Below are 15,639 nucleotides of genomic sequence, written 5' to 3'. Positions count from 1 at the left end.
CCGGTGAGGATTGCGAGGGATAACGGCATGATCGCGGCCCGCCGGACATCCGGCAAGGCATCCATACAGAAGAAATTCACTTCGCCGGTGCGGAATGACTTGTCGCCAGCGCGTCCTGCCCGTATCATTCGCGTCCCGGTTCGCCGGGACCATCTGGAGAGGTGGCAGAGCGGTTGAATGTACCTGACTCGAAATCAGGCAGGCGTTTATAGCGCCTCGGGGGTTCGAATCCCCCCCTCTCCGCCAGATAAAAAGAAAAGGGCTGCCCATTGGGCGGCCCTTTTCTTTTTATCTGGCCTGATGGGCGGACGAGAACCCCCGACGGGGGCTCGACGGATCTGCAGGAGCAGATCCGGACAGACGAACGTCTGGCCCTGGAGCGCGCAGCGCGGAAGGGCTGGGCCCATGGATGGGCCCAGCAATCCCGGCAATGAAGCGGCCACCCCGCAGGCCACGCGACGTCATCGCGGTAGAGCCACGCCATGCGTGGCTGCCTCCCGCCGACCATCGCGCAGCCACGCATGGCGTGGCTCTACCCGATCACCGCGCAGCCACGCACGGCGTGGCTCTACCCGAGGGGCCACACCCTCAGGCCACACCCCTCCAACATGCGCTCCGCTAAACTGCCCGCCTCACGTAACGGATCCCCACCATGACCGCTGAAATCCTCGTCCCCGTGTCCTTCGGTGAACTGCTCGACAAGATCTCGATCCTGCAGATCAAATCCGAGCGCATCAGCGACGAGGCCAAGCTGGCCAACATCCGCACCGAGCTGAGCGCGCTGGAAAAGACCTGGATGGCGCACCCGGCCGGGGTCAAGGACATCGCCCGCCTGCGTGCCGAGCTCAAGGCCGTCAACGAGCGCCTGTGGGACATCGAAGACAACATCCGCCTGCAGGACAAAGCCCAGGCCTTCGACGACCACTTCGTCGAACTGGCCCGCAGCGTCTACCAGCAGAACGATGAGCGTGCCCGCATCAAGAAGGACATCAACCTGGCGCTGGGCTCGCTCTACGTGGAAGAGAAGTCGTACAAGGATTACGCGCCGCGCGGGGCGTAATCGGCCACATAGCGCTCGAATGCGGCAATGCCGTCCTCGACCGTGATCAGCTGCATCACGTCGTCGAACTCGACCTTCGCGCCCCACTTCAGTTCGCTGGCCGGCTTGCCCAGGAATCTGCGCGCGGCGTCGTCGTAGCGGTCCACGCAGTAGCGCCGGTCGGAGTAGGGGCCGCTGCGGTGCGGGTTGCTGGCCGCGTGCAGGCCCAGCACCTTGGTGCCCATCGCGTTGGCGATATGCATCGGGCCCGAATCGGGCGTCATCACCAGCGCGGCGCGCGCCAGCAGCGCCGGCAGCTGCTTCAGCGTGTCCTTGCCGACCAGATCCAGCGCCGGGGTGGTCAGCTGCGCCTGGATGGCATCGGCCATGCCGCGCTCCAGATCGGTACGCCCACCGCACAGCACCACCCGCCAGCCGCGCGCGGTGGCGTGGTTGGCCACGGCCGCATAGCGGTCGGCATACCAGTTGCGGCGTACGTGGCTGGAGCAGGGCGAAATCATCAGCACCGGGCGGCCGTCGTCGGCCCACTGGGCATTGGCCCACTCGAACGCCGCCGGCGGCACGGCCAGATCCCAGCTGACCTCGGTCTGTTTCAGGCCGAGCGGCTCGCAGAAGCTGCCGATCGCGTCGAGCACGTGGATGCCCGGGCGGTCGGGGATGCGTTCATTGATAAACAGCCCGTGAAGGTCCTTGGAGCGCGATCTGTCGTAGCCGATGCGGCGCTTGGCTGGCACGAAGGCCGAGAGCACGTTGGCGCGGAAGGCGACCTGCATCTGCAGCAGCGCATCGAAACGCCCCGCAGGGAGGCTCTCGCGCAGGGCGCGCATGCCGGCCAGGCCGGTCTTCTTGTCGTAGCTGTGGAAGGTCACGCCCGGTAGCCCATCGAGCAGCTTGTGGCCGGCCTTGTCGATGATCCAGTGCAGCGACACGCCGGGATCGGCCTGCTGCAGGGTGCGCACCAGCGGCACCACATGGGTCACGTCCCCCAGCGCGGACAAACGCAAAAGACACAAGGAAGAGGACGTTGGTGCCATGGTGTTGTTAGACTCGAAGGAATGGTCGCATTCGACGCCACTGAAGCGCTGACGCCCTGCCGCGATGGACGCGGTATCGGTGCCATTCTGTTCGACCGCGAAGCCTTGCGGCAAGCCGAGATGAGCCTGTTCGCGCCGGCCCACTGGGGCGAGCGGGCACGACCGGTCGCCGATGGCGGCCGCGGCGGCGCCTGGTTCGTCGATGCGCCCTTCGGTCATGCCGTGCTGCGCCAGTACCTGCGCGGCGGCCTGGCGGCCAAGCTCAGCCGGGACCACTACCTCTGGCGCGGCGCCAACCGCACCCGAAGTTTTGCCGAATTCCGGCTGATGCGCGCCCTGCACGCGCAGAAGCTGCCGGTGCCGCGGCCGATCGCCGCGTTCTACATGCGCGAAGGCCTGCGCTACAAAGCGGCGATCCTGATGGAGCGGCTGGAGGGCGTGCGCTCGCTGGCCGATCGGGCGCTGGTCGCCGGGCGCGGCGCTCCCTGGGAAGAGACCGGCCGGCTGATCGCGCGCTTCCATCGCGCCGGGCTGGACCATGCCGATCTCAATGCCCACAACATTCTGTTCGACGCCAACGGCCACGGGTGGCTGATCGATTTCGATCGCGGCGTGCTGCGCATTCCCGCTACCCGCTGGCGCGAACGCAATCTCAAGCGGCTGCTGCGCTCGCTGATCAAGCTGCGCGGTGAGCGCAGCCATGAGGATGTCGAGAAGGACTACGCACGGCTGCGCCGCGCCTACGACCTGGCCTGGAACCGGGGTTACTGATGGACTGGGCATTGCGTTTCATGGGGGTCGGCAATGCGTCGGCCGTGCAGCTGGGTTCGCCGATGGCGGTGATCGAGCGCGATGGCCGCCCGTGGCTCACCATCGATTGCGGCGGGGAAGGGCTGACCGCCTTCCAGGCGCACTACGGGCATGTGCCGCAGGCACTGTTCGTTACTCATGTGCACCTGGACCATGTCGCCGGTTTCGAACGCCTGTTCGTGGATGCGTATTTCTCGCCGCAGCGTCGCGGCCGCATCCGCCTCTACGTGCCGGCGACGGTCGTGCCGCTGCTGCACAAGCGCGTGGCCGATTACCCGAACGTGCTGGCCGAGGGCGGTGCGAACTTCTGGGATGCGTTCCAGCTGATCGTGGTCGGCGAGGCGTTCTGGCATGACGGCGTGCGTCTGGAGGTCTTCCCGGTGCGTCATCACTGGCCGGAAACCGCCTATGGCCTGCGCCTGAAGGGTGCGGTCACCTGGAGTGGTGATACCCGCCCGATTCCGGAAATGCTGGCGCGCTACGCCGACGACAACGAACTGATCGCCCACGACTGCGGCCTGCACGGCAATCCCTCGCACACCGGAGTGGACGACCTGGAGCGTGAGTACACGCCCGAGCTGCAGGCGCGGATGATGCTCTATCACTACGCCAGCGAGACGGACGGCGAGGCGCTGCGCCAGCGTGGCCACCGTGTGGCCCTGCCCGGTGAGCGTGTGGCGCTGGCCACCCCGACCGCCATGCATGTGCTGGCCCAGGATCCGCCCTGAGCATGGACGACGCGCTGGCCGCCCATCTGCAGGCGCTCGAACGCGCGTTGCATGCGCCGGCGGTTCGCGGTGATGTCGCGCAGTTGGCGGCGCTGTTGGATGATGACTTTCGCGAGATCGGCAGCTCGGGCACCTGTTTCGACCGTGCTGCTGTGTTGGCCGAGCTTCCGCGTGAGCGCGCGCAGGTGGAGATCGTGTCCTGCGATTATGACGTCGCTCTGCTGGCCCCGACGCTGGCGCAGGTGCGCTACCGCAGCTGGTATGTGATCGAAGGGGTGCGCCAACGTGAGGTGCTGCGCAGCTCGCTGTGGCGGCTGCACGGCGAGGCATGGCGGGTGGTGTTTCATCAGGGCACGCCCGCGGCGCCTTGAGCGGCAGCATCGCGAAGGAAAACAGGGGCCCAAAAAGGTGGCGGCCCCGCCGGCTGACCTCGGCGCCCGCGTCGATCGATACCGTTGCTGCCTTCCGGCCCTGGCGGGATTTTCGACCTAGCGTCGCGAGGGGCCGACGGGGCCACCATAGAGACGTTCCGGCTGCTGGGCGATCAAGGATCAGCCAACCGCAGGCGGAAGCTGCACCGCAGGAACAGGCCCGGCAGTGCAGTCGCGCATTCTAGCGCATGCGTGGCACGCAGTGCCAGACGCGGAGGCTGAATCCCGTGTAGCCCGCCGTGACACGGAGCGGCCAATGTGCGGGCGGGTTGCTAAAATGCGCGGCACAGGAGGAACGGCCTCCCCCATTTCGGGAATCACTGACCAGGACGGCCTGGCCCCCATCAAGGAGGGCCGCATGGCCTGGATCTATCTGTTGGCAGCGGGTGTACTGGAAATCGTCTGGGCGTTCTCGATGAAGCAGTCCGAGGGGTTCAGCAAGCTCACCCCCTCGATCATCACCCTCGTCACCATGATCGCCAGCTTCTGGCTGCTGTCATTGGCAATGCGCACGTTGCCGCTGGGCACCGCGTACACGATCTGGACCGGCATCGGCGCGGTCGGTGCGTTCGTGATCGGTATTACCTTCCTCGGCGAGCAGGTCAGCGCGATGCGGATTGCCGCGGCGGTGTTGATCGTGAGCGGGTTGGTGTTGATGAAGTTGAGCAGCAGCTGAGGCGTTCAAAATGCACGCTGCGCGCTCGGGGGTAGAGCCACGCCATGCGTGGCTGACGTAACCCTGACGCACTCCAATCACTGGCGCCGCTCAACGTGGCGCCAGTTCGAGTGCCATCTCCACCGCATCCAGCCCGGGGCCATGCCCATCGGGGGTGATGTGGGTGACGACGAAGCCGAGGCCGGCGTAGAACGCCTGCGTGTGCTGGCTGGTGCTGAGCGTGATTCGCTGGGCGCCGAGTGTTCTTGCGTGGGCCAGCCGCGCGTGGGAGAGCTGCGCGCCCAGGCCTTGGCGATGACGGGTGCGGTCGACCATGCCCCAGCAGAAGGCCGCGGTGTGTTCGTTGTCGAGGGCGAGGCCGCCGCAGGCGACAAGGTGGCCGTTGTGGTCGATGACCAGATAGTCGTGGGCGCGGTGTGGGTGGAGCAGGTAAGTGGCGAAGTCGTGGCGTTCGTGTGGGGCGAAGTAACGCGGCACGTTGGTGTCGAACAGTGCCAGGCAGGCGGGGGCGTCGGTTGGGGTGTAGGGGCGCAGGGTGGGCATGGGGGGACTTTGGCATGGGTTGGCTGCGCAAAGAGCAGCCGACCAGCGGTCGGCTCTACCGTTAGCGGTGGCGACGCAGAGGCTTCGGATGCAGGGTGGCCGCTTCATCGGGATTGCTGGCTGCATCCATGCACCCAGCCCTTCCGCGCTTGCGCGCTCCAGGGCCAGCCGTTCGGCTGTCCGGATTCGCTCCTGGCGAATCCGTCGAACCCCCGGTCGGGGGTTCTCATCCCCCTCTCCATGGTTTCGCGCGCTGCTATCGGAGCCGGATGAATGACGAACGTGAGAAATGCAAAAGGCCGCCCCGAGGGGCGGCCTTTTGCATTTGTCTGGCGGAGAGAGGGGGATTCGAACCCCCGAAGCGCGGTTTAGACGCTTACACACTTTCCAGGCGTGCTCCTTCAACCGCTCGGACACCTCTCCGGACCTGCTGCAATAACCCGCTGCAGGGGCGCAGATTCTAGCGGGGGAATCGGAATCGCACAAGCGGTTCGTCACAGGGGGCAGGGGGGCTGGACAGGCGTGGCACAATGGTCGTCCCGATGAAGACGGTGGCCTGATGTCCTATCTCGTCCTTGCCCGCAAGTGGCGTCCGAAGCGTTTTGCCGAGCTGGTGGGCCAGGAACACGTGGTCCGTGCGCTCAGCAATGCGCTGGACAGCGGCCGGGTGCACCATGCGTTCCTGTTTACCGGCACCCGCGGGGTCGGCAAGACCACCATTGCCCGTATTTTTGCCAAGTCGCTGAACTGCGAGCAGGGCACCAGCGCCGATCCGTGCGGCCAGTGTCCGGCCTGCCTGGATATCGACTCCGGCCGCTACATCGATCTGCTCGAGATCGATGCTGCGTCCAATACCGGTGTGGATGATGTCCGCGAGGTGATCGAGAACGCCCAGTACATGCCCTCCCGGGGCAAGTACAAGGTCTACCTGATCGACGAAGTGCACATGCTGTCCAAGGCGGCGTTCAATGCGCTGCTCAAAACGCTGGAAGAGCCGCCGGAGCATGTGAAGTTCCTGCTGGCCACCACCGATCCGCAGAAGCTGCCGGTGACGGTGCTTTCGCGCTGCCTGCAGTTCAACCTGAAGCGGTTGGACGAGGACCAGATCCAGGGCCAGATGACCAAGATCCTGGCGGCCGAGGAGATCGAGTCCGACCCGACCGCCATCGTGCAGTTGGCCAAGGCGGCCGATGGCAGCCTGCGTGACGGCCTGTCGCTGCTGGATCAGGCGATCGCCTATGCCGGCGGCGCGCTGCGCGAGGACGTGGTGCGCGCGATGCTGGGCACGGTCGACCGCACCCAGGTCGCCGCGATGCTGGATGCGCTCGCCGATGGTGATGGCCCGCGCCTGCTGCAGACCGTGGCCCTGCTGGCCGAGTTCTCGCCGGACTGGAGCGGGGTGCTCGATGCCCTGGCCGAAGCCCTGCACCGGATCCAGGTGCAGCAGCTGGTGCCGGGCGCCGCGACGGCAGGCGAGGGGATCGATGCCGAGGCCTTCGCCCAGCGGCTGCGCCCGGAAGTGGTCCAGCTCTGGTATCAGATGGCCCTGGGCGGCCGTCGTGACCTGCACCTGGCCCCGAGCCCGCGCGCCGGGTTCGAGATGGCCGTGCTGCGCATGCTGGCGTTCCGTCCCGCTGCCGCCGTACCGCCCGTGCCCCGCGATCCGGGCACCGGCACCGACGTGAACAGTGGTGGCCAGGCCAGCGGCCAGGGCACCGGCATGGCCGCTGCGGCAGCGAGCGCGGCTTCTGCATCGGTCGTGGCGCCGGCCAAGGCGAGCGCCCCCGTCGCTCAGCCGGCCCCGGTGACGCCCGTGGTTGCTCCCGTCTCCGCGGCGCCTGAGCCCGCACCGCCGGCGCCGAAACAACCTGTCCCGGCCCCGGCAGCCGCCGAGCCGGTCAAACCGTCCAAACCAAGCGTCGCGGCGCCCGCTGCCGACGACGATCTGCCGCCGTGGCACCGTGAAAGCGATGCCGCCGATCGCGACGAAGCGCTGGCTGCTGAAATGGCCACCCCGGATGCGGCCATGGTCGCCCCGTGGGAAGCGTCGGCCGAGCGGACCGTGGCACCGGCTGCTCCCGCGCCTGCACGGGAAGCTCCCGCCCCGGTGGCCCGCCCGGAGGGCATCGCCATCGCCCCCTCGGCGCCGGATACCGCGCCCTCGGAGCCACAGGGCGACCTGACCGCCGATGCCTGGCTGGAACTGGTGGCTGGGAGCCAGCTCAATGGCCCGTCCAAACAGCTGGCCGCGCACTCGGCGTTCATCAGCTACCAGCACGGCGTCTTGAAACTGGCGATTTCGCCCGGATTTGAGTACTTGAGTTCGGACCGCTCGCAGGCGGCGCTGATCGCGGCGTTGACCGGCCCCCTGGGGCAGGCCCCGCGCCTGGTGATCGATACCGGTGCAGCCGGTGCCGAGACCCTGCATCAGCGCGCTGACCGTCAGCGTGGCGAACGCCAAACGGCGGCGGAAGCCGCTTTCATGGCCGATCCTTCGGTGCAGTTGCTGGTCCAGCAACACGGTGCCAGGGTCGTCGCCGATTCCATTCGTCCTTTTGAAGAGTAAAGACCCATGCGCGGCAATATCGCCCAACTGATGCAGCAGGCCCAGAAGATGCAGGAGAACCTGCAGAAGGCCCAGGAAGACCTCGCCAAGCTGGAAGTGACCGGCAGCGCCGGCGGCGGCATGGTCAGCGTGACCCTGACCGGCACCAAGGAATGCCGCAAGGTGCGCATCGATCCGTCGGTGCTGTCCGATGCGGAAATGACCGAAGATCTGGTGGCCGCCGCGTTCAACGATGCCTCCAACAAGATCGACGCCGAGTCGAAGAACCGCATGGGTTCGGCGACCGCCGGCATGCAGCTGCCCCCGGGCATGAAGCTGCCGTTCTGACCCACCGCCTGCGCCGGGTGTCTGCCTGGCGCGACCGTGGTGACCGCGCCGCGAAGCCTTCGGGCTTCGCGCGCTTGTTTCTGAGATGAGCGATCCGCCATGAGCCTGCCCCTGCTCGAACAATTGATCGAGGCCTTCCGCGTGTTGCCGGGCGTGGGCCAGAAGACCGCCCAGCGCATGGCGTACCACGTGCTGGAGCGCGAGCGCGAGGGCGGCCAGAAGCTTGCCGAGGTGCTGGCCAAGGCGATCGAGCGGATCGGGCATTGCGAACAGTGCCGGGATTTCAGCGAGACCGAGATCTGTGCGGTCTGCGCCAACGGCAGCCGCGAGCGCCAGCAGCTGTGCGCGGTGGAATCACCGGCCGATCGCCTGGCGATCGAAACGGCCACCGGGTTCCGTGGAGTGTACTTCGTGCTGCAGGGGCGGTTGTCGCCGCTGGATGGCATCGGTCCGCGCGAGCTGGGCCTGGATCAGCTGGAGGCGCGCCTGAAGCAAGGCGAGGTCAACGAGTTGATCATCGCCACCAGTGCCACCGTGGAAGGCGAAGCGACCGCGCATTACCTGGCGCAGATGGCGCGCAGCTACAAGGTGCGGCCCAGCCGCCTCGCGCAGGGTCTCCCGCTGGGGGGCGAACTGGAATACGTGGATCGCGGCACGCTGTCGCACGCGTTCGGCACGCGTACTGAAGTGCAGGAATGACGCGGCGCACCGCGCGGCAATGATCGAAACCGGGGGCGCATCCGCGCTACTCTCCAGGGCCCTGTTCCACGAGGTGCCCTCATGAGCCACGACACCCTGTTCGGCAAGATCATCCGCCGCGAAATTCCGGCCACCATCGTCTACGAAGACGAGGACGTGCTCGGCTTCAAGGACATCGCCCCGCAGGCGCCGGTGCACGTGTTGTTCATTCCCAAGCACGAGGCGATCCCGACCCTGGATGACGTGCGCCCGGAGCAGGCACACCTGATCGGCAAGCTGGCGATGGCCGCCGCGGACTACGCGCGCCGCGAAGGTTTCGCGCAGGACGGCTACCGCATCGTCATGAACTGCCGCGAGCATGCCGGGCAGACCGTGTTCCATATCCACCTGCACCTGCTGGCCGGCGCGCAGTTGGGTCACTTCGGTACGCCGAACGGCTGAGCCGGCCAGGCGCAGACAAAAACGCCGCCCGAGGGCGGCGTTTCTGCGTCAGCGTGTTACCACCAGCCCCAGCCACGGTAGCCCCAGCCCGGACCCCAGCCCGGGCCCCACGGGCCGTAGGGGTAGGCGGGCACCACATCCACCTGGCGCTGTTCCGGCCACAGGTAGATGACGTCGGCGTCCAGCTTCGGCAGGCGATAGTCGTATTCGCCGATCCGGGTGTTCTCGTAGCCGCCGATCTTGCCGATGAAGGTCACATCGCGGCCCGGCTCGAACACCGCCGGATCGTAGAAGCCGGCACGGCAGGCGATGAAGCGGCCGTCACTGGCGTCGGCCGAGGTGGTGCTCGGGCGGCCACTGCCGTTGAGCGGGCGCGAAATCATCTGGAAGCAGGTCTGGCCCTGGCCCGGATTGGTTTCGATGATGCGACCACCCCAACGTACCGGGGTGCCCACCTGCTGGGTGGGAACCGCGTCGCGCGGGCTGACCATACTGAACTGCCCCTGCAACGGCTTGGGCGCGGTGGCGCAGGCAGCCAGTGCCAGAGAGGCAGCAAGGGGAAGCAGGATTTGAATCTTCATGGGGATGCTCCGGAGGTCGGGCGATGCCTGCGCAGGTCGCGCAATAATGAAGTGAGGTCGACGTCAGCGCCAGCGTAGCGCGCCTGGACGAAACGCGCGCTGAGCGACAGCAGCGCAGGATCGGGTCGCTGCCGGTCCACCCGACGCGCCCACTCGTCAGCGGGTTCGGCGCTGGCGCGGGACAGCCCATAGCGTGCGTACCGGCGTCCCAGCCGATGCCAAGCCCGCAACAGCGGGTCGCGCTCGCGTTCGCCCCGGGCCAGCAGCCATGCCATCCAGCCTAGCGCGGCCAGTGCGAAGACGATGAAAATTCCCACCAGCTGGCTCGGATCCAGCCGCTCGAAACCAAACGGTTTAAGAAGCTGCTGCTGACGGTTGGCATCGAAGGACAGGACCAGGTCGTTCCAGCCCCGGCGCAGCCAGTCGCCCATCTGCCCGATCTGCAGCCATCGGCTGTCCAGCGTGGCGCCGGCAGCGCCGGCCCCCAGCCGGTCCTCAAGCGTGTCGTAAACGCGCTCCGGCGCAACGGCGGCGGTCGGATCGACCCGCACCCAGCCGCGGCCCGGCAGCCACACTTCGGCCCAGGCATGTGCGTCCATCCGGCGCAGCACCCAGTAGTCGCCATATGGGTTGCGGATGCCGCCCGCGAAGCCGGTCACCACCCGCGCCGGGATGCCTGCATTGCGCATCAATACGACGAACGAGGAGCTGAAGTGCTGGCAGAAGCCGGCCTGCTGATCGAACAGGAATTCGTCCGCGCCATCGCGACCGGGCTCGGGCGTGTCCAGGGTGTAGACGAAACGCGCGCGCACCCAGTCCAGCGCGCGCTGCACGATCGCGGCATCGTTGCTGCCGGCGTCCTGTCGCCACTGCCGGGCCAGCGCTGCCGTGCGCGGATTCAAGCCGTCGGGCAACTGCAGCGCAAGGCGCCGCGCGTCAGGCGTCAGCGCTTCGGTATAGGCCACCGCCGGTGCGGAGGTCAGCCGCCAACGGGTCAGTGCGTTCAACGCCGCGTGGCTGCGCAGGCTGTGGTTGGCATCCAGGTCGCTGCCGGGCGGTGCCTGCAGCGGAAGATCCAGCGCGACCAACTGGCGGCGATCGGTCGGCTCGTAATCGATCTGGTAGTCCCACTGCGTGCTGGCGTGGGTCACGGCGGCCGGCGCACGCTCGATCTGCCGCCGGTCCTGCTCCCAGCGCTTGCCATCGAAATGGGTCAGTACCGGCCCGCGCCAGTAACGTTGCTGTGGCGCGGGGATCGCGCCGAAGAACTGCACGCGAAGCGCCGGGGTGTCATCGGCCATCAGGTCCAGCCACTCCCCGGGCTCCATCGTGTCGGACAGGCCGGGTTTGCCCACCGCGCGATCCGGGATGCCCCAGAGCGGTTCGCTCAACCGCGGGAACAGCCAGAAACCGGCCAGGGCCAGCGGCAGGCCGAGCAGCACCAACCGGCCGATGCCGCGCAACTGGCGTTTGAGGGGCGCTGGCGGTGCCTGTCCCTCCAGGTGTGCCAGGCGTTGCAGGGCGAGCAGTGCGACCAGGCCGGCCAGCACGGCCAGCGTCATCGTCAACGGGCCTTGGTCGAGCAGGAACGCCGCGAACGGGCCGAACAGCCCGAAGCCGACCAGGCTGCGGGCATCGCGCAGGCTGCGCAGCTCGCTGGATTTCAGCGCGAGCATTGCTGCCAGCAGCGCGCAGCCGGTGTCGCGGCCAGGCCGTGGACCCATCTGCCAGTAAATGGCGGCCAGCATGGCGAGCACCAGCAACAGGCGCAGGGCGCCCGGCAACAGTCGCTGCCGCGAGGCCAGCGCGGTCAGCAGTGCGACACCGGCGATGACGGCGGCCAGCACGGTGGGCAGCTGCAGCAGCAGCGGCAACAGGCCCAGCGCCGCGCTGGCCAGCGTCCAGTAGCGCGCACCGGAACTGAGCAGGGACACGGGCCGGTCAGTCATGAGGCAACAGCGCCAGTGCGCGCTGGCACAGGTGGTGATGGGCGCTGCCGTTGCCAGGCCCGAGCACCGGTTGGCCCGGCAGCTTGAGCGTGTAGCGGCGGCCTTCGCGTTCGGCCAGGTCGATCCAGCGCGCCATGCGTGCGATCCGTGCTTCGGTGCCCAGCGGTGCCAGGTGCCACCAGTCCAGCACGATCTCCAGCCCGACCGGCTTTTCGTACTCGCGCACCAACAGGGTGTCGCGTCGCGCGGAGGGTTTCCACGCGATGCTGCGCATCGGATCGCCAGCGCGATACGGGCGCAGCTGATGCAGCTCCTCGCCACTGGCATGCACGCGGGTATGCAGTGGGTCGCCGCCGCTTTCCGGCAGGGAGGGTGCGTGCGTTTCCGGTGCCGCATAGACCAGCAACGGGGTTTCCGGCCAGACCCACGACCACGCGCGCACCAGGCCGAGCGGTTGCGTTGTGGCGATGCGGATGCGGGCCAGGTCGAACCAGCCGCGCCGGTGCGTGGGCAGCGCGAGATCCACTTCGATCTGGTCGCTGTCGATCAGGTGCCCGAACGCGGCCACGCCCTCGTGCTCCACCTGCAGGCCGCGCCGGGCGCGGGTATCGGCGCGCGACAGACTGATGCGCAGCCGCAACGGCGCGCCCGCGGTGACCGGCTCGGCGGAGACCGCATCCACCTGCAATCCGGACAGCTGCAGGTGCGCGCTGATCGCACTGGCGATGCTGACGGTCGCCAGCAACAAGGCCAGCAGCAGCGCAGGATTGTTGTTGTAGTTCAGCGCGCCGAGCAGCATCGCCGACAGCAGCGCGGCGACGAACAGCCCGAACCGCGTCGGCAGCACATAGATGCGGCGCCGGTCGAACCGGCACGGCAGGTGCTCGGGGCGGCGCGGTCGCGCCAGATGTTGCAGTTGCTGCCAGCGGGCTCCCCAGCCGCGGCGCATCTCAGTCGACCTGCACGGTCTGGAGGATGGCGCGGGCCAGTGCCGGCCCGTTGCCGGCTTCGGCCTCGGGCACCAGGCGATGCCCGGCCACTGCCACGAACAGGGTCTGCACGTCTTCGGGCACCACATGCGCGCGGCCGAGCAGCAGCGCATGCGCCTTGGCGGCGCGCAGCAATGCCAGCCCGGCACGCGGCGACAGGCCCACGCGTACCCCGGCGTGCTGGCGGCTGCGGGCGAGCAGGGCCTGCACATAGGTGATCAACGCCTCGCTGGCATGCACCTGACCAACCGCCTCGCGCAGCGTGCGCACGTCCACCTCGCTAAGGCGCGCGGTGGCCTGCGCGATCAGATGGCGGCGATCGGTGCCGCGCAGCAGCTCGCGTTCCGATTCCGGATTGGGGTAGCCCAGGGCCAACCGCAGCAGGAAACGATCCAGCTGCGAGTCCGGCAGCGGGAACGTGCCGGAGAGGTCGACCGGGTTCTGGGTGGCGATGACGAAGAACGGATCCGGGAGTGGATGGGTCACGCCATCCAGGGTGACCTGCTGCTCGGCCATCGCTTCCAGCAGCGCACTCTGGGTACGCGGCGGCGCACGGTTGATCTCGTCGGCCAGCAACACATGCGTGAACACCGGGCCCGGGTGGAACTGGAACTGGCGGCTGCCGGCGTCATACACCGAGACGCCAAGCACATCGGCCGGCAGCAGGTCAGAGGTGAACTGCACCCGCTGGAAGCCCAGCCCGAGGCTGGAGGCCATGGCATGGGCGAGGGTGGTCTTGCCCAGCCCGGGCAGGTCCTCGATCAGCAGATGGCCGCCGGAGAGCAGCGCCACGAACGCCAGCCGCACCTCCTGCGCCTTGCCCAGCACCAGCCCGTTGACCTGATCCTGGGCGGCGCGAAGGGACTGTCGCAGTACATCGGTTAGCATGGCTGGCACGGGGGGCGAATGATCCATGTCCGTCTCGATTCGATGATTCCACTGATTCTATAGAGCAATGCAGGGCGAACAACGCGCACGCACCATATTCCTGTTGTTGTGGACGCTGGTCACCGCCGTCAAGCTGGTGGTGGCCGCACGTCTGCCCTTGTTCGTGGACGAAGCTTTTTACTGGCAGGAGGGTCAGCATCTGGCGGCGGCCTATTCGGACCTGCCTGGCCTGACCGCTTGGCTGGCACGCCTGGGCGTGGAAGTGGGCGGCAATCATGTGCTTGCACTGCGCCTGCCGTTCCTGGCGATCGGTGCGTGGCTGCCATGGCTGGTCTCACGCATCGCCACGCGCTGGTTCGGTGCGGTGGCCGGTTGGCAGGCGGGCAGCCTCACGTTGTTGATGCCGCTGTCGGCCACGCTGGGCATGCTGGCCGTCCCGGATGTGCCGATGGCGTTGGCCGCGGTGCTGTGCCTGGATGCCGGCGCGCGCCTGCTGCGCAGTGTCGATGCCGCGGCGGCGGTGAAGCTGGCCGCCGGCCTGGCCATCGGCGCACTCAGCCATTACCGCTTCATCGGCGTGATCGTGGTCGGTTTCATCGCGTTGCTGGTGCTGCCGCAGGGCCGGCGCATGCTGCGCGATCCGCGCGTCTGGGTGGCCTTGGCGGTGGGCGTGCTGGCGTGGCTGCCGCTGCTGTCGTGGAATGCCGACAACCATGATGCGGGCCTGAAATTCCAGGTGGTCGAGCGCCACCCGTGGGCGTTCGAATGGAGCGGGCTGTGGTTCCTGGTGATCCAGCCGATGCTGGTCACCCCGATCCTGTGCATCGCGATGTGGAAGGTGGCCCTGGCGGGCACCCGCTCCGGTGGTGGCGCACGCGCGCAATGGCGTTACTTCGGCCTGATCGGCGCGGTGTCGACGCTGTCCATCTTCGGCCTGGGCTTCTTCACCGATGTGGAGCGCATCAGTTTCCACTGGCCGCTGCCGGGCTATCTGGCGCTGCTGATCGCGGTGCCGGTGGTACTCAACGGCTGGCCGCGCTGGCTGCGCCGTACCGGCTGGTGGTTGGCCGGTGCCGGGCTGGCGCTGGCCTTCGGCTATTACCTGACGGTCTCCATCCCGAGCGTGCGTGAGCAGTTGGCCGGCTACAAGTATTACCCGCGCAACTTCGCCGGCTGGGAACCGTTGGCAGGCGCCGTGCGCGACGAGCTGAAACGCATGCCGCCCGGCACGCGCGTGCTGGCCGGCAACTTCAAGGTGGGTGCGGAACTGGGCTTCCAGTTGCGCGACGCCTCTATCGAGGTGCTGCCCCACCCGTTGAACGACAAGCACGGCCGCACTGCGCAGCTGGGGCTGTGGGGGCTGCTGCACGATGGCCAGCGCGACGCGCCGATGCTGCTGGTGCTCTCGCCCAGCGACCAGCGCTATCGCGATCTGCTGGCGCGCTACCACGCGGTCTGCGAACAGGTGGGCCCGCTGCCGCCGCCGCGTGTGGTCAGCAACGATCATGGTTTCCAGCGCTTCCTGCTGTTCAAGCTGCCGGCCGAGCGGGTCGAGGGGCCGTGCGTCACGCCGGCGATGGCCTGGCTGGATACGCCGCAGCCCGGCGCCGCGGCGGGCAACCCCCTCCAGGTGCGTGGCTGGGCCTTCAAGGATGGCGTGGGCATCGAGCGTGTCGAGCTGCTGATCGATGGCCAGCCGGTGGGCGATGCGGTCTACGGTCGGCCCTACGACATCACCGGCGCGTGGAAGATCTCCACCGATCCGCAGCACCCGAACGTGGCCTTCGATGCCACGCTGAAGACCGACCACCTCGCGCCCGGCCGTCATTGGCTCGGCATGACGCTGCACGGCAAGGACGGCAGCGTGGAGCAGTGGCAGGAACAGGCCTTCACCGTCCCCGCGCGCTGAGCGTGCGT

General features: G+C 67.9%; 16 protein-coding genes, 2 tRNA genes and 1 other RNA gene. 11 read left to right on the top strand and 8 right to left on the bottom strand.

The genetic code is table 11. From position 1 onward, the window contains the following. Positions 1 to 155: 155 nt before the first annotated feature. Both ABE546_RS10480 and ABE546_RS10475 read left to right on the top strand, forming a co-directional pair. Positions 156 to 246 (top strand) — tRNA-Ser (locus tag ABE546_RS10480). 406 nt (positions 247 to 652) lie between these two features. Then, positions 653 to 1,060: a DUF6165 family protein gene (locus ABE546_RS10475; RefSeq protein ID WP_019185792.1), complete on the top strand. Its 408-nt coding sequence runs from the start codon at positions 653 to 655 to the stop codon at positions 1,058 to 1,060. Here ABE546_RS10475 and ABE546_RS10470 read toward each other — a convergent pair. After that, a complete protein-coding gene (locus ABE546_RS10470) occupies positions 1,039 to 2,094 on the bottom strand; it encodes a glycosyltransferase family 9 protein (protein WP_346463618.1) in 1,056 nt (351 codons plus the stop codon). The two genes, ABE546_RS10475 and ABE546_RS10470, sit on opposite strands and share 22 nt — an antisense overlap. Before the next feature lie 21 nt (positions 2,095 to 2,115). On the opposite strand from ABE546_RS10470, the gene ABE546_RS10465 reads away from it, so the two are divergent. The 3 genes from ABE546_RS10465 to ABE546_RS10455 are packed head-to-tail and all read left to right on the top strand — an operon-like array spanning position 2,116 to position 4,003. After that, the gene (locus tag ABE546_RS10465; RefSeq protein ID WP_313212245.1) at positions 2,116 to 2,865 is read left to right on the top strand and encodes a 3-deoxy-D-manno-octulosonic acid kinase; all 750 of its coding nucleotides are present in this window, start codon (positions 2,116 to 2,118) and stop codon (positions 2,863 to 2,865) included. Beyond that, a complete protein-coding gene (locus ABE546_RS10460) occupies positions 2,865 to 3,632 on the top strand; it encodes an MBL fold metallo-hydrolase (protein WP_346463616.1) in 768 nt (255 codons plus the stop codon). The genes ABE546_RS10465 and ABE546_RS10460 overlap by 1 nt, the downstream gene beginning before the upstream one ends. A gap of 2 nt (positions 3,633 to 3,634) precedes the next feature. Further along, the gene (locus ABE546_RS10455) at positions 3,635 to 4,003 is read left to right on the top strand and encodes a nuclear transport factor 2 family protein (RefSeq protein ID WP_346463614.1); all 369 of its coding nucleotides are present in this window, start codon (positions 3,635 to 3,637) and stop codon (positions 4,001 to 4,003) included. A gap of 43 nt (positions 4,004 to 4,046) precedes the next feature. Here ABE546_RS10455 and ffs read toward each other — a convergent pair. Beyond that, an RNA gene (gene ffs, locus ABE546_RS10450) (signal recognition particle sRNA small type) lies at positions 4,047 to 4,143 on the bottom strand. Positions 4,144 to 4,421: 278 nt separating this feature from the next. On the opposite strand from ffs, the gene ABE546_RS10445 reads away from it, so the two are divergent. Next, positions 4,422 to 4,739: a multidrug efflux SMR transporter gene (locus ABE546_RS10445; protein ID WP_123728503.1), complete on the top strand. Its 318-nt coding sequence runs from the start codon at positions 4,422 to 4,424 to the stop codon at positions 4,737 to 4,739. 90 nt (positions 4,740 to 4,829) lie between these two features. Here ABE546_RS10445 and ABE546_RS10440 read toward each other — a convergent pair whose 3' ends face one another. Both ABE546_RS10440 and ABE546_RS10435 read right to left on the bottom strand, forming a co-directional pair. Continuing rightward, complete coding sequence (locus ABE546_RS10440) at positions 4,830 to 5,282, bottom strand: GNAT family N-acetyltransferase (RefSeq protein ID WP_346463613.1); 453 nt, start codon at positions 5,280 to 5,282, stop codon at positions 4,830 to 4,832. A gap of 330 nt (positions 5,283 to 5,612) precedes the next feature. Next, positions 5,613 to 5,705 (bottom strand) — tRNA-Ser (locus tag ABE546_RS10435). 136 nt (positions 5,706 to 5,841) lie between these two features. On the opposite strand from ABE546_RS10435, the gene dnaX reads away from it, so the two are divergent. From dnaX to ABE546_RS10415, 4 genes are all read left to right on the top strand, one after another. Further along, positions 5,842 to 7,848 carry a DNA polymerase III subunit gamma/tau gene (dnaX, locus tag ABE546_RS10430; RefSeq protein ID WP_346463612.1) on the top strand — a complete coding sequence of 669 codons (2,007 nt, stop codon included), beginning with the start codon at positions 5,842 to 5,844 and terminating at the stop codon, positions 7,846 to 7,848. Between the two features lie 6 nt (positions 7,849 to 7,854). Next, the gene (locus tag ABE546_RS10425) at positions 7,855 to 8,175 is read left to right on the top strand and encodes a YbaB/EbfC family nucleoid-associated protein (protein WP_019185335.1); all 321 of its coding nucleotides are present in this window, start codon (positions 7,855 to 7,857) and stop codon (positions 8,173 to 8,175) included. A 99-nt stretch (positions 8,176 to 8,274) separates the two neighbouring features. Next, positions 8,275 to 8,874: a recombination mediator RecR gene (recR, locus tag ABE546_RS10420; RefSeq protein WP_259261179.1), complete on the top strand. Its 600-nt coding sequence runs from the start codon at positions 8,275 to 8,277 to the stop codon at positions 8,872 to 8,874. 81 nt (positions 8,875 to 8,955) lie between these two features. After that, positions 8,956 to 9,315, top strand: a complete 360-nt coding sequence (locus tag ABE546_RS10415) for a histidine triad nucleotide-binding protein (protein WP_346463611.1) — start codon at positions 8,956 to 8,958, stop codon at positions 9,313 to 9,315. A gap of 56 nt (positions 9,316 to 9,371) precedes the next feature. On the opposite strand, the gene ABE546_RS10410 is transcribed toward ABE546_RS10415, so the two are convergent. From ABE546_RS10410 to ABE546_RS10395, 4 genes are read right to left on the bottom strand one after another with little or no spacing between them, the layout of a single operon-like run. Further along, positions 9,372 to 9,896 carry a Slp family lipoprotein gene (locus ABE546_RS10410; RefSeq protein WP_019185338.1) on the bottom strand — a complete coding sequence of 175 codons (525 nt, stop codon included), beginning with the start codon at positions 9,894 to 9,896 and terminating at the stop codon, positions 9,372 to 9,374. Beyond that, positions 9,893 to 11,845 carry a DUF3488 and transglutaminase-like domain-containing protein gene (locus tag ABE546_RS10405; protein WP_346463609.1) on the bottom strand — a complete coding sequence of 651 codons (1,953 nt, stop codon included), beginning with the start codon at positions 11,843 to 11,845 and terminating at the stop codon, positions 9,893 to 9,895. Before ABE546_RS10405 ends, ABE546_RS10410 begins: the two co-directional genes overlap by 4 nt. Then, the gene (locus ABE546_RS10400) at positions 11,838 to 12,794 is read right to left on the bottom strand and encodes a DUF58 domain-containing protein (protein ID WP_346463607.1); all 957 of its coding nucleotides are present in this window, start codon (positions 12,792 to 12,794) and stop codon (positions 11,838 to 11,840) included. Before ABE546_RS10400 ends, ABE546_RS10405 begins: the two co-directional genes overlap by 8 nt. 1 nt (position 12,795) lies before the next feature. Then, complete coding sequence (locus ABE546_RS10395) at positions 12,796 to 13,749, bottom strand: MoxR family ATPase (protein WP_313212234.1); 954 nt, start codon at positions 13,747 to 13,749, stop codon at positions 12,796 to 12,798. Positions 13,750 to 13,789: 40 nt separating this feature from the next. Here ABE546_RS10395 and ABE546_RS10390 point away from each other — a divergent pair, with 40 nt between their 5' ends. Next, positions 13,790 to 15,631: a glycosyltransferase family 39 protein gene (locus ABE546_RS10390; RefSeq protein WP_346463605.1), complete on the top strand. Its 1,842-nt coding sequence runs from the start codon at positions 13,790 to 13,792 to the stop codon at positions 15,629 to 15,631. The last annotated feature ends 8 nt before the right edge of the window (positions 15,632 to 15,639 follow it).

It is taken from the genome of Stenotrophomonas sp. TWI377 (genome assembly GCF_039674525.1).
In the GTDB taxonomy this organism is placed as follows: domain Bacteria; phylum Pseudomonadota; class Gammaproteobacteria; order Xanthomonadales; family Xanthomonadaceae; genus Stenotrophomonas.
This window is presented reverse-complemented; position numbering and strand designations above follow the sequence as displayed.